Raw genomic sequence first — 11278 nt, 5'->3', positions numbered from 1 at the left:
CACCGGCTGAGCGAGCAGAAAGGAATACAGGACGTCCTGTGCGTGCTGCCCGGAAAGCCCGCCCGTCAGGACGACGAGGCTGCCGCAGTCGACCACAGCCGCGGACTCACCCTCCCAGCTCTCGGACACGGCCCCGGATCTCCGGGTCGTGGATGAACTGGCTCGCCTTGTCGCCGGGCTTCTCAACGAAAGAACCCCACTCCGGAATTGTTCCGGGGTGGGGTTCCCATGACCGGCAAGGGTCAAAGGGACGCAAGAAGTCCCAGCGTCGTGGACCGCCTCACGCGGTCGCAGGCACCGTCCGCGACGGCCGCGCGTCCTCCGGCGAGTCCGCGGAGTCGAAGTCCTCCAGCGCCGACGCCGACGCACGCTCGTACGCCTCGCGGTCGAGGATCTTCTCGCGGGCCGCGACGATGACCGGGACCAGCGCCTGGCCGGCGACGTTCGTCGCGGTGCGCATCATGTCGAGGACCGGGTCGATGGCGAGGAGCAGGCCCACGCCCTCCATCGGGAGGCCGAGCGTCGACAGGGTCAGCGTCAGCATGACCGTGGCGCCGGTCAGACCCGCCGTCGCGGCGGAGCCGACGACCGACACGAACGCGATGAGCAGGTACTCCTTGATGCCCAGGTTCACGTCGAAGATCTGCGCGACGAAGATCGCGGCGATCGACGGGTAGATCGCGGCGCAGCCGTCCATCTTCGTGGTCGCGCCGAAGGGCACGGCGAAGGACGTGTACTCCTTCGGGACGCCGAGGCGCTCGGTGACCTTCTGGGTGATCGGCATCGTGCCGACCGAGGAGCGGGAGACGAACGCCAGCTGGATCGCGGGCCAGGCGCCCTTGAAGAACTGGAGCGGGTTGACCTTGGCGACGAACGCGAGGAGCAGCGGGTAGACGCCGAAGAGGACCAGCGCGCAGCCGATGTAGATGTCGGCGGTGAACGTCGCGTACTTGCTGATGAGGTTCCAGCCGTAGTCCGCGATGGCGAAGCCGATGAGGCCGATGGTGCCGATCGGGGAGAGCTTGATGACCCACCACAGGGCCTTCTGGAGGAGGGCGAGCACCGACTCGCTCAGCTCCAGGATCGGCTGCGCCTTGTCGCCGATCTTCAGCACGGCGATACCGGCGACGGCGGCCATGAAGACGATCTGCAGGACGTTCAGGTCGGTGAAGGGCGTGATGACGTCCGTCGGGATGATCCCGGTGAGGAAGTCGATCCAGGAGCCCGCGTGGTCGGGGGCCTTGCCGTCCTTCGGGGTGAGGCCGGTGCCGGAGCCCGGGTTGGTGATCAGGCCGATGGTGAGGCCGATGGCCACCGCGATCAGCGACGTGATCATGAACCAGAGCAGCGTGCGGGTGGCGAGCCGTGCGGCGTTGTTGACCTTCCGCAGGTTGGTGATCGACACCAGGATCGCGAAGAAGACGAGCGGGGCGACCGCGAGCTTCAGCAGGCCGATGAAGGTGTCGCCGACCTTGGAGAGGGTCGTGACGAGCCAGGAGATGTCCTGGCTGCGGGCGAGCCAGCCGAGCAGGACGCCCAGCACGAGGCCGCCGAGGATCTGGGCCCAGAAGGGAAGCTTGAGGAACCTGGGTATCCGGAAGCCGGACTGGGGCTTCTCGGGCTGGCTCGCCTTGTCGGCGGGCGTCGCGGAATTCGCGGACACGGACACACTCCGGTGAGGAAAGTTCAGGGGGAGGGGGACGTACGGGAGCGGCGACCGCGAAGGGTCAGCGGGGCCGCTGCAGCGGGGGTCACGTTCAGATGTGACAGGCCGCGGACATGCAGCGGCAGAGGTCGACATGCAGGCGCGCCACGAGCGGGACGCTCATGGCGTTGCGGTGCGCTGCTGCTGTCTTCATGTCGAACACGTTAACACTCGTGCTTTGAGAACATCAAAGGTCTTGTTTGAGGTAAGGGTGCGCGAGGGTGCGGTCGGCACCCCACAACGCACGGAACCCCGGCCCCGGAGCGCTGCTCCGGAACCGGGGTCCCCGAAAGTGTGTGACGTAGCTTACGAACCCTGCGCCTGCGCCCGCGCCCGCGCCACGTCGTCCGCCTCGTCCTCCTGCGTGCGGTTCGCCTCCAGGTTCGCCTTGGCGCGGTCCACGCGCGCCACGACGGTCTCCGAGGCGCGGTCCCGCTCCTTGCGGAGGACGACGAAGCTGATGGGCGCGGAGACGACCAGCGCGAGCAGCAGCACCCAGAGCAGGTTCGAGTCGCCGAGGCCGCGCGGCAGGATCTCGGAGTAGACGAGGCCCCAGACGACCAAGAAGCAACCCACGAAGATCCCGAGGCGCATCAGCGTGTAGCGGAGCATGTCAATCCACTCTTCCGTTCCGAAATGGGCCCGAGCAGGACGAGCCTCTCCAGTGAAGCATGGAGAACTCGGCCCCCCGCAAGGGGGTCGGCCCGCTCGACGAGAGACGGTCTACCGGAGCTGCCGCAGAAACATGATGTCGTCGCGGTCGTCGCCCGGCGCGACCCGTATGGCGCCGGGCACCCGACCGACCTCCTTGTAGCCGCACGACGCGTAGAAGTGCTCCAGGCCCGTGCCACCGCGGCAGGTGAGCCGGATCGCGTCCGTGCCCTCCAGCGTGCGGGCCGCGTCCTCGACGGCCGCCATCAGGTCGCGGCCGTACCCCTTGCCCTGGTGCCGGGGGTGGACCATGACCGTGTAGAGCCATATCCAGTGCCGCATGAGGCGGTGCGTGTTGTGGGTGAGGAACGCGGTCGCGGCGACGGCCCCGTCCTCGTCGAACCCCACGAGGAGGCGGGTCCGGCCCTCGCTCATCGCGGCGAGGTGCCGGACGAACTCGGGGCGTACCTCCTCGGGCGTCGTGGGCGGCACGAAGCCGACGGCCCCGCCCGCGTTGGTGACGTCGGCCCACAGGGCGAGGACGCCGTCACGCAGCGCGGGGTCGACCGGCGGATCCAGCCGAAAAGTGAGCGACACGATACGAGCGGCCCGCTCAGACCCGCATGGCCTGCGGGGTCTCCCGCAGCAGCGGGTCGGGACCCTCGTACTCCCGGATCGCCTCGTACCGCGTGTTCCGCTCGACCGGGCGGAAGCCGGCCTCGCGGATCAGGCCGAGCAGGTCCTCGCGGGTCAGCTTGTTCGGCGTGCCGAAGTTGTCCGCGTCGTGCGTGATCTTGTACTCGACGACCGAGCCGTCCATGTCGTCCGCGCCGTGCTGCAGGGCGAGCTGTGTGGTGTGCAGGCCGTGCATGACCCAGAAGACCTTGACGTGCGGGACGTTGTCGAAGAGGAGCCGCGACACCGCGAAGGTCTTCAGCGCCTCCGCGCCGGACGCCATGGTCGTCCGCGCCTGGAGGCGGTTCCTGACCTTGCCGTCCTGCATGTCGACGAAGTCGTGCTGGTAGCGCAGCGGGATGAAGACCTGGAAGCCGCCGGTCTCGTCCTGCAGTTCACGCAGGCGCAGGACGTGGTCGACGCGGTGGCGGCGCTCCTCGATGTGGCCGTACAGCATCGTGCTCGGGGTCTTGAGACCCTTCTCGTGCGCGAGGCGGTGGATGCGCGACCAGTCCTCCCAGTGGGTGCGGTGGTCGACGATGTGCCGGCGGACCTCCCAGTCGAAGATCTCCGCGCCGCCGCCGGTGAGCGATTCGAGGCCCGCCTCGATCAGCTCGTCGAGGATCTCGGAGGCGGGCATCCCCGAGATCGTCTCGAAGTGGTGGATCTCGGTGGCGGTGAAGGCCTTCAGGGAGACGTTCGGGAGCGCCTTCTTGAGCTCGCTGAGCGAACGCGGGTAGTACCGCCACGGCAGGTTCGGGTGCAGGCCGTTGACGATGTGCAGTTCGGTGAGGTTCTCGCCCTCCATCGCCTTCGCGAGGCGGACGGCCTCCTCGATGCGCATCGTGTACGCGTCCTTCTCGCCCGGCTTGCGCTGGAACGAGCAGTACGCGCAGGACGCGGTGCACACGTTGGTCATGTTGAGGTGGCGGTTGACGTTGAAGTGCACGACGTCGCCGTTCTTGCGGGTGCGCACCTCGTGGGCGAGCCCGCCGAGCCAGGCCAGGTCGTCCGACTCGTAGAGCGCGATGCCGTCCTCGCGGGACAACCGCTCCCCGGCCCGGACCTTGTCTTCCAGCTCGCGCTTGAGTCCTGCGTCCATGCCTCGCCCTTACCTCTCCCTACGACCTGCCACAAACTCTCGCCAACGGTACGCCCCGGGGCTCACTCCTCTTCGGGCAGCTCTCCGACCCGGTTCTCCCACTTGGTGGAGAGCACGATGGTCGTCCGCGTGCGGGAGACGCCCCGCGTGCCGCTGAGCCTGCGGATCGTCTTCTCCAGACCGTCCACGTCGCTGGCCCTGACCTTGAGCATGTACGAGTCGTCGCCCGCGATGAACCAGCAGTCCTCGATCTCGTGCAGGTCCTTCAGGCGCCGCGCCACGTCCTCGTGGTCGGCGGCGTCGGAGAGCGAGATGCCGATGAGGGCGATGACGCCGAGGCCGAGCGAGGCGGAGTCGACGGTCGCGCGGTAACCCGTGATGACACCGGCCGCCTCCAGGCGGTTGATCCGGTCCGTGACGCTGGGCCCGGAGAGGCCGACGAGCCGGCCGAGTTCGGCGTACGACGCCCGTCCGTTCTCCCGCAAAGCCTGGATGAGCTGCCTGTCCACGGCGTCCATAGGTGCGATGCCTTTCATTATTCAGCGATACCGCGAGTCTATGTGTAGAATCTAAGGCGCAACAGGGTCTAGACCCTGCGAATCTTTCTCAATCTCAGCAGATCAACGACGATCCTTCAGGAGTGAGTCACCCGTGTACTCGATCGAGATGGCCTACGCCCGCATGCGCGAGCTCCAGGACCTGGCCAACCGCTCGCGTGCCCACAAGACCGCCGCGCCCAAGGCCCGCGCGAAGCGAGCCGCCAAGAAGCGCTAACCCCCCTGGGAGCCGGAGCCCAGCTCTCCCTCCCACCGGCGGTACAGGCTGTGCGGCACCCGCGCCGCGTCCAGCACCCGCCCGGCGACGAAGTCCACCAGATCCTGGATGTGCGTCGCCCCCGCGTAGAACGCCGGAGAGGCGGGCAGCACGATCGCGCCCGCCTCGTCCAGGCTCACCAAGTGCTTCAGCGTCTGACCGTTCAGCGGCGTCTCGCGTACGCAGACCACGAGCCGTCGGCCTTCCTTCAGCGTCACGCTCGCCGACCGCTGCAGCAGATCCTTCGAGAGCCCCAGCGCCACCCCGGCCACGCACGCCGTGGACGTCGGCACGATCAGCATCCCCTTCGTCGCGTACGACCCGGAGGAAGGTCCCGCCGCCAGGTCACCGGCCGACCAGTACCGCACGTCGGACACGTCCGGGTCGAACACCCCCGGCTTGCCGTCCGCGCCGCGCCCCAGCCACTGCCGCAGGTCGTCCCGCCAGTGCGCGTCCCGGAAGGCGATGCCCGTCTCGTCGAGCAGCGTCAGCCGCGAGGCCCGGGACACGACGAGGTCCACGCTCTCCCCCGCCGCGAGCAGCGCACGCAGCACGGCGGCGGCGTACGGAGTGCCCGAGGCACCCGAGACCCCCACGATCCAAGGCCTACGCTGTGTATCTCCTGGGTTCACGCTGCGAAGCCTATCTTCGGGCCGTTCAGACGGTGAGGCCGCGTACGAGCAGATCGAGCAGCGCGCACGCGAACAGGGCGATCCCGATGAATCCGTTCACCTGGAAGAAGGCACGGTTCAGACGGGAGAGGTCGTGCGGGCGCACGATCGAGTGCTCGTAGACAAACGCTCCGGCGACGATCGCGAGACCGAGCCAGAAGAACACGCCCGCGTCGGTGGACGCCGCGTACCAGACGAAGAGCGCCGTCGTCACCAGATGGCAGGCGCGGGCGCCCCGGATCGCGGCGGGGATGCCGAACCGCGCCGGCACGGACTTCACGCCGACCTCGCGGTCCGTCTCCACGTCCTGGCAGGCGTAGATCAGGTCGAAGCCGCCGATCCAGACGCCGACCGCGAGCCCGAGGATCACCGCCTGGCCCGACCACTCGCCGGTGACCGCGATCCACGCGCCGACCGGGCCCATCGCCTGGGCGAGGCCGAGGATCGCCTGCGGGAAGTTCGTGAACCGCTTGCCGTACGGATAGACGACCATCGGCACCACCGCGACGGGCGCCAGCGCCAGACAGAGCGGGTTGAGCAGCGCGGCCGACGCGAGGAACACGGCGAGCGCGATCAGCGCGCCCGTCCACGCCGACTTCACCGACACCGCGCCCGTGACGAGCTCGCGGTGGGCGGTGCGCGGGTTGCGGGCGTCGATCTCGCGGTCGATGATCCGGTTCGCCGCCATCGCGAACGTCCGCAGCCCCACCATGCAGATCGTGACCAGGAGCAGCCGCCCCCAGTGGATGTTCTCGTCGAGCCGGTACATCGCGGTCAGCGCGGCGATGTACGCGAACGGCAGCGCGAACACGGAGTGCTCGATCATCACGAGCCGAAGAAATGCCTTGGTGCGCCCCGGCTGCGGGATCGCGGCTGATGCTGAACTCACGAGAGTCCGTACTCCTTCCAGCGACGGTCGACCTTCGCCGCGACGGCCGGGTCGGACTCGACCATGTTCGGCCAGCCGCCGTCCCGGGTGTAGCCCTCCTCGGGCAGCTTCTTCGTCGCGTCGATGCCCGCCTTGCCGCCCCAGAACTGCTGGTAGGAGGCGTGGTCGAGGTGGTCGACGGGGCCCTCGACGACGGTGAGGTCGCGGGCGTAGTCCGTGTTGCCGAGCGCGCGCCAGGACACCTCGTGCAGGTTGTGCACGTCGCAGTCCTTGTCCACCACGATGATCAGCTTCGTCAGGGACATCATGTGTGCGCCCCAGATGGCGTGCATGACCTTCTGCGCGTGCTTCGGGTACTTCTTGTCGATCGAGACGATCGCGCAGTTGTGGAAGCCGCCGGACTCCGGCAGGTGGTAGTCGACGATGTCCGGGACGATCACCTTGAGGAGGGGGAGGAAGAAGCGCTCCGTCGCACGGCCCAGCGGGCCGTCCTCCGTCGGCGGGCGGCCGACCACGATGGACTGGAGCAGCGGCCGCTTCCGCATCGTCACGCAGTCGATCTTGAGTGCGGGGAAGGGTTCCTGCGGCGTGTAGAAGCCGGTGTGGTCGCCGAAGGGACCCTCGGGAAGCATCTCGCCCGGCTCCAGCCAGCCCTCGATGACGACCTCGGCGTGCGCGGGCACCTGGAGCGGCACCGTCTTGCAGTCGACCATCTCCACGCGCTTGCCCTGGATGAACCCGGCCAGCATGTACTCGTCCATGTCACCGGGCAGCGGCGCCGTGGAGGCGTACGTCACGGCGGGCGGGCAGCCGAAGGCGATCGCGACCGGCAGCTTCTCGCCGCGGCGGGCGGCCACCTGGTAGTGGTTGCGGCTGTCCTTGTGGATCTGCCAGTGCATGCCGATGGTGCGCTTGTCGTGCCGCTGCAGGCGGTACAGACCCAGGTTCCGCACGCCGGTGTCGGGGTCCTTGGTGTGGGTCAGGCCCAGGTTGAAGAAGGAGCCACCGTCCTCGGGCCAGGTGAACAGCGCGGGCAGCCGCTCCAGGTCCACGTCGTCGCCGGTGAGGACGACCTCCTGGACGGGCGCGCTGTCGGACTTCACCTTCTTCGGCGGTACGTGCGTCATCGCGCCGAGCTTCCCGAACGCCTCGCGCACCCCGACGAAACCGTGCGGCAGCTCCGGCTTGAGCAGCCCGCCGATCTTCTCGCTGATCTCGTCGTACGACTTCAGGCCGAGCGCCTTCAGGAGGCGGCGGTCCGTCCCGTACACGTTCATCGCCAGGGGCATCGCGGAGCCCTTGACGTTCTCGAAGAGGAGCGCGGGACCGCCGGCCTTCTGCACCCGGTCGACGATCTCACCGACCTCCAGGTACGGGTCGACCTCGGCCTTGATGCGCTTGAGATCGCCCTCGCGGTCCAGTGCCCGGAGCAGGGAGCGAAGATCGTCGTAAGCCATGCGTTCCAGTATCCGGCACCGGTTACCCTGGCCCCGTCACCGGGGGCACGCACGCCACCCGCCGCAACCGCTTGGGGGATCGCGCCACCATGCTCAGGTATCTGCCGTTCCTGCTGGTCCTGGCGGTGTGGATCTACGCCTTCATCGATGTCCTGAACACTCCGGAGAAGGAGGTCAGGCATCTGCCCAAGGTGGTGTGGGTCATCATCGTCCTCCTCTTCGGAGAGGTCCTTCTCGGCCCCGTCGCCTGGTTCGTCACCGGCAAGAAGCGGCAAGCGCCGGGCACCTCGGGAGGCGGCAGGACCCGCTGGGTCGCGCCCGACGACAACCCCGAGTTCCTCAAGTCCCTGCGCGAGGAGCGCCCGGACGAGAACAACCGCGACGAGAACAAGCGCGACGAGAACAACCGTGACAAGGGCACCGAGGGCTGAGGGACCGTGGAACTGCGGCTCCTCGTGACCTTCGAGAAGGTCGCCACCGTCCTCAGCTTCACCCGCGCCGCCACCGAGCTGAAGTACGCGCAGTCCAGCGTCACCAGCCAGGTCCGCGCCCTGGAGACCTCCCTCGGCACGGAGCTCTTCGACCGGCTCGGCAGCCGCATCCGGCTCACCGAGGCGGGCGAGCGGCTGCTGCCCTACGCCCGGCAGATCATCGACCTCGCCGACGAGGCGCGGGCCACCGTCGTCGGCGCCGAGGAACCCTCCGGCACCATCGCGGTCGGCACCATGGAATCGCTGACCTCCTACCGGCTGCCGCCGCTCCTCGAACTCTTCCACCACCGCTACCCGAAGGTGCGGCTCTCGCTGCGCCCCACGCTGGGCGACGAGACCCGGCAGGCGCTGCGGCAGGGGACGTACGACGTGGGCTTCCTGATGGAGCCCGATACCGAGCACCAGGGCCTGGAGACCGAGGTCCTCGCCCGTGAGCCGCTGGTCCTCGTCTGCGCGCCCACCCATCCCCTCGCGGGGCGCGGCGCGGACGCCCTCACCACGGGCGACCTGGCGTCGGCGCAGCTCGTCGGCACCGAACCCGGCTGTCCCTACCGTGACCTCTTCGAGAGTGAACTGCGCGAACAGACCGGCACGCCACCCCCCTTCATGGAGTTCGGCACCATCGAGGCGACGAAGCAGGGGGTGGCGGGCGGTCTGGGTGTCGCGCTGCTGCCTGCCGTGACGGTGGCCAGGGAGCTCGCGGCCGGCACGCTCGTCCGGCTGGACTGGGAGCCGCCGTTCACCCTGTGGACGCAGCTCGCGTGGCGGTCGGGGAAGCGTCTCGCTCCGCAGGTGCGGCTGTTCGTCGAGCAGGCCGTGCGGCTCGTGCGGGAGCAGGGTTCGCCGTCCGGGCCAGCGTGACCTTGAGGCTCGCGGCGACGATCAGCGGGACGCCGAGGGCCTGCACGAGCCCGATGCCGTGGCCGTAGACCGCCCAGTCGGCGACCATCGCGACGGCCGGGTAGGTGAAGGCGAGCACGGCGATCTTGGCGGTGGGCAGCTTCGCGTACGCCGCGTACATCAGGACGTACATGAGGCCGGTGTGGATCACGCCGAGCCCGGCGAGCCAGGCCCATCCCGCGCCGGTGCCGCTCATCGCGCCGAAGTCGGTGAAGGGCAGCAGCAGCGGGATGCCGACGACGACCTGGACCAGGGCGATCAGGTGCGGCCGAACGCCGGTGACGCGCTTGGTGACGAGGGTGGACAGGGCGTAGAGGACGGCGGCGAGGAGCGCGAGCCCGATGCCGGCGAGCGATCCCGCGTCCCCGGACCTCACCCCCGAGACGAGGATGAGCCCCGCGAACGCGACGACCAGCCAGCCCAGTTGGGAGCGGGACAGGCGCTCGCGCAGGACGAGGGCGCTGAGCAGCACCAGGAAGAACGGCTGCGTGTGGTAGACGACGGTGGCCAGGGAGATCGAGGTCGCCTCGTACGCCGTGAAGAGGAACACCCAGTTGAAGACGATGAACACCCCGCCGAGAGCGGCGAGTCCGAGCTTCTTGCGGGTGAGGCCGTGGTCGCGGAAGTAGCCGCGGGCGAACGCGTACGCGCCGAGGGCGAGGGCGCCGAACAGGACGCGGAAGAAGACGACGTCGAAGGCGGAGGCGCCGGACTCGACGACGAAGATGCCGAGGGTGCCGGACAGCATCATGGCGGCGGTGAGCTGGGCCGTGCCCAGGCGCTCGGAGAGCTTGGTGGAGGTCATGTCCATGAAGCTACGAGCGGACGTACGCGCTGGTCCAAGCGCCAGTGGGGCGTCCTTCCGATGGCTCCATCGGTGCTGCCGATGAGGCCTGACAGAGGGCGCGGGCGGGCACGATGGACGACATGAGCAGCGCATCGGCGAACAGCGCGTCCGGCATCCCGACCATCGACCTGCGGCCCTGGCTCTCCGGCGACGCCGAGGCGCGCGCACGGACGGCACGGACCGTCGACGAGGCGCTGCGCAGCGCCGGTTTCCTCCTCGTCACCGGGCACGGCGTCGACCCGGCGCTGCGCGCGGCGATCCGGGCCTCGGCGCGTGGCTTCTTCCGCCTCCCCGAGCGGGCGAAGCGGCCGTACGCGGTGAAGGTCGGCGGTCGCGGCTGGCTGGGCCCCGGCGCAGAGGCGAACAGCTACGCGGAGGGCACGGCCGCTCCCCCGGACCTCAAGGAGTCCCTGTCCTTCGCCGCCGACGAGCCGACGGGGGACGCGGCGGTCGACGCGGAGTGGTTCGCGGCGAACACGTGGCCCGAGGAGACGCCGGAGCTGCGGGCCCTGGTGACGATGTATCTGCGGGAGATGCGGACGCTCTCGGACCGCCTCCTCGGACTCCTCGGCGTGGCGCTGGGCGAGCCCGAGGACTTCTTCACCCGCCACACCGGGCACCCCACGTGGGGCTTCAACATCAACTGGTACCCGGGCCGCGACACCGTCGGCGAGCCGGAGCCGGGCCAGTTCCGCATCGGCCCGCACACGGACTTCGGCACGGTCACGGTCCTCGACCGCGAGGCGGGCCGGGGCGGCCTCCAGGTCTTCACGGACGAGGAGGGCTGGCAGGACGCCCCCTTCGACCCGGAGGCGTTCACGGTCAACATCGGCGACCTGATGGCCCGCTGGACCGACGGCCGCTGGCAGTCGGGCCGCCACCGCGTCCTGCCCCCACCCTCCGACCTGCCCGCGGAGGAGCTGATGTCCCTCGTGTACTTCTACGAGTGCGACCCGGGCACGGACGTACGCGGCGTCGACTCGCACGTGTACCTGCGGGGGCAGCTGGACGCGATCACGGCGGACTAGCCATCCGCGTCCCTGATGCGACGGAAGCCGGTTCCCGTGACCTGGGTCA

At 69.2% G+C, this 11278-nt stretch carries 12 protein-coding genes and 1 pseudogene; 4 read left to right on the top strand and 9 right to left on the bottom strand.

Annotated elements, in window-relative coordinates; all coding sequences use genetic code 11:
- Positions 1–280: 280 nt before the first annotated feature.
- From DEJ47_RS21705 to DEJ47_RS21685, 5 genes are all read right to left on the bottom strand, one after another.
- Positions 281–1663, bottom strand: coding sequence for a dicarboxylate/amino acid:cation symporter (locus DEJ47_RS21705; RefSeq protein WP_150170798.1), 1383 nt, complete (start codon positions 1661–1663; stop codon positions 281–283).
- A 348-nt stretch (positions 1664–2011) separates the two neighbouring features.
- Complete coding sequence (locus tag DEJ47_RS21700; RefSeq protein ID WP_150170796.1) at positions 2012–2317, bottom strand: DUF4229 domain-containing protein; 306 nt, start codon at positions 2315–2317, stop codon at positions 2012–2014.
- A 111-nt stretch (positions 2318–2428) separates the two neighbouring features.
- A complete protein-coding gene (locus tag DEJ47_RS21695) occupies positions 2429–2953 on the bottom strand; it encodes a GNAT family N-acetyltransferase (RefSeq protein WP_150170794.1) in 525 nt (174 codons plus the stop codon).
- 16 nt (positions 2954–2969) lie between these two features.
- Positions 2970–4133 carry an aminofutalosine synthase MqnE gene (mqnE, locus tag DEJ47_RS21690; protein WP_150170792.1) on the bottom strand — a complete coding sequence of 388 codons (1164 nt, stop codon included), beginning with the start codon at positions 4131–4133 and terminating at the stop codon, positions 2970–2972.
- A 62-nt stretch (positions 4134–4195) separates the two neighbouring features.
- A complete protein-coding gene (locus tag DEJ47_RS21685; RefSeq protein WP_030791839.1) occupies positions 4196–4651 on the bottom strand; it encodes an Lrp/AsnC family transcriptional regulator in 456 nt (151 codons plus the stop codon).
- A gap of 133 nt (positions 4652–4784) precedes the next feature.
- Between DEJ47_RS21685 and DEJ47_RS37400 the strand changes: the two genes are divergently transcribed.
- Entirely contained in the window at positions 4785–4907 is a 123-nt protein-coding gene (locus DEJ47_RS37400) for a hypothetical protein (protein WP_263398899.1), read from the top strand.
- On the opposite strand, the gene DEJ47_RS21680 is transcribed toward DEJ47_RS37400, so the two are convergent.
- Genes DEJ47_RS21680 through DEJ47_RS21670 form a run of 3 tightly spaced genes read right to left on the bottom strand, consistent with a single transcriptional unit; the run spans position 4904 to position 7963 of the window.
- The gene (locus DEJ47_RS21680; protein ID WP_150170790.1) at positions 4904–5578 is read right to left on the bottom strand and encodes a UbiX family flavin prenyltransferase; all 675 of its coding nucleotides are present in this window, start codon (positions 5576–5578) and stop codon (positions 4904–4906) included. The two genes, DEJ47_RS37400 and DEJ47_RS21680, sit on opposite strands and share 4 nt — an antisense overlap.
- A gap of 25 nt (positions 5579–5603) precedes the next feature.
- On the bottom strand, positions 5604–6506 hold the full coding sequence (gene mqnP / locus DEJ47_RS21675) for a menaquinone biosynthesis prenyltransferase MqnP (protein ID WP_150170788.1): 903 nt from the start codon (positions 6504–6506) through the stop codon (positions 5604–5606).
- Positions 6503–7963 carry a menaquinone biosynthesis decarboxylase gene (locus tag DEJ47_RS21670; RefSeq protein WP_150170786.1) on the bottom strand — a complete coding sequence of 487 codons (1461 nt, stop codon included), beginning with the start codon at positions 7961–7963 and terminating at the stop codon, positions 6503–6505. The genes mqnP and DEJ47_RS21670 overlap by 4 nt, the downstream gene beginning before the upstream one ends.
- Before the next feature lie 89 nt (positions 7964–8052).
- Between DEJ47_RS21670 and DEJ47_RS21665 the strand changes: the two genes are divergently transcribed.
- Complete coding sequence (locus DEJ47_RS21665) at positions 8053–8394, top strand: PLD nuclease N-terminal domain-containing protein (RefSeq protein ID WP_150170784.1); 342 nt, start codon at positions 8053–8055, stop codon at positions 8392–8394.
- A gap of 6 nt (positions 8395–8400) precedes the next feature.
- Positions 8401–9291, top strand: a pseudogene (locus DEJ47_RS21660) (LysR family transcriptional regulator); the annotation flags it as partial.
- Here DEJ47_RS21660 and DEJ47_RS21655 read toward each other — a convergent pair.
- On the bottom strand, positions 9194–10159 hold the full coding sequence (locus DEJ47_RS21655; protein ID WP_223828440.1) for a DMT family transporter: 966 nt from the start codon (positions 10157–10159) through the stop codon (positions 9194–9196). The pseudogene DEJ47_RS21660 and the gene DEJ47_RS21655 overlap by 98 nt on opposite strands.
- 113 nt (positions 10160–10272) lie before the next feature.
- Here DEJ47_RS21655 and DEJ47_RS21650 point away from each other — a divergent pair, with 113 nt between their 5' ends.
- Positions 10273–11229 carry an isopenicillin N synthase family dioxygenase gene (locus DEJ47_RS21650; RefSeq protein ID WP_398335823.1) on the top strand — a complete coding sequence of 319 codons (957 nt, stop codon included), beginning with the start codon at positions 10273–10275 and terminating at the stop codon, positions 11227–11229.
- Positions 11230–11278: the final 49 nt, after the last annotated feature.

The sequence above is a fragment of the Streptomyces venezuelae genome (genome assembly GCF_008642355.1).
In the GTDB taxonomy this organism is placed as follows: domain Bacteria; phylum Actinomycetota; class Actinomycetes; order Streptomycetales; family Streptomycetaceae; genus Streptomyces; species Streptomyces venezuelae_B.
The sequence above is the reverse complement of the archived record's forward strand: the minus strand, read 5'-3'. Positions and strand labels throughout refer to the sequence as shown.

What these genes read in the sequence shown, in the direction of transcription:
- DEJ47_RS21700 (WP_150170796.1), bottom strand. Translation starts at nt 2,317, where the DNA reads ATGCTCCGCTACACGCTGATGCGCCTCGGGATCTTCGTGGGTTGCTTC.
- mqnE (WP_150170792.1), bottom strand. Translation starts at nt 4,133, where the DNA reads ATGGACGCAGGACTCAAGCGCGAGCTGGAAGACAAGGTCCGGGCCGGG.
- DEJ47_RS21685 (WP_030791839.1), bottom strand. Translation starts at nt 4,651, where the DNA reads ATGGACGCCGTGGACAGGCAGCTCATCCAGGCTTTGCGGGAGAACGGA.
- DEJ47_RS21670 (WP_150170786.1), bottom strand. Translation starts at nt 7,963, where the DNA reads ATGGCTTACGACGATCTTCGCTCCCTGCTCCGGGCACTGGACCGCGAG.
- DEJ47_RS21665 (WP_150170784.1), top strand. Translation starts at nt 8,053, where the DNA reads ATGCTCAGGTATCTGCCGTTCCTGCTGGTCCTGGCGGTGTGGATCTAC.
- DEJ47_RS21655 (WP_223828440.1), bottom strand. Translation starts at nt 10,159, where the DNA reads ATGACCTCCACCAAGCTCTCCGAGCGCCTGGGCACGGCCCAGCTCACC.
- DEJ47_RS21650 (WP_398335823.1), top strand. Translation starts at nt 10,273, where the DNA reads ATGGACGACATGAGCAGCGCATCGGCGAACAGCGCGTCCGGCATCCCG.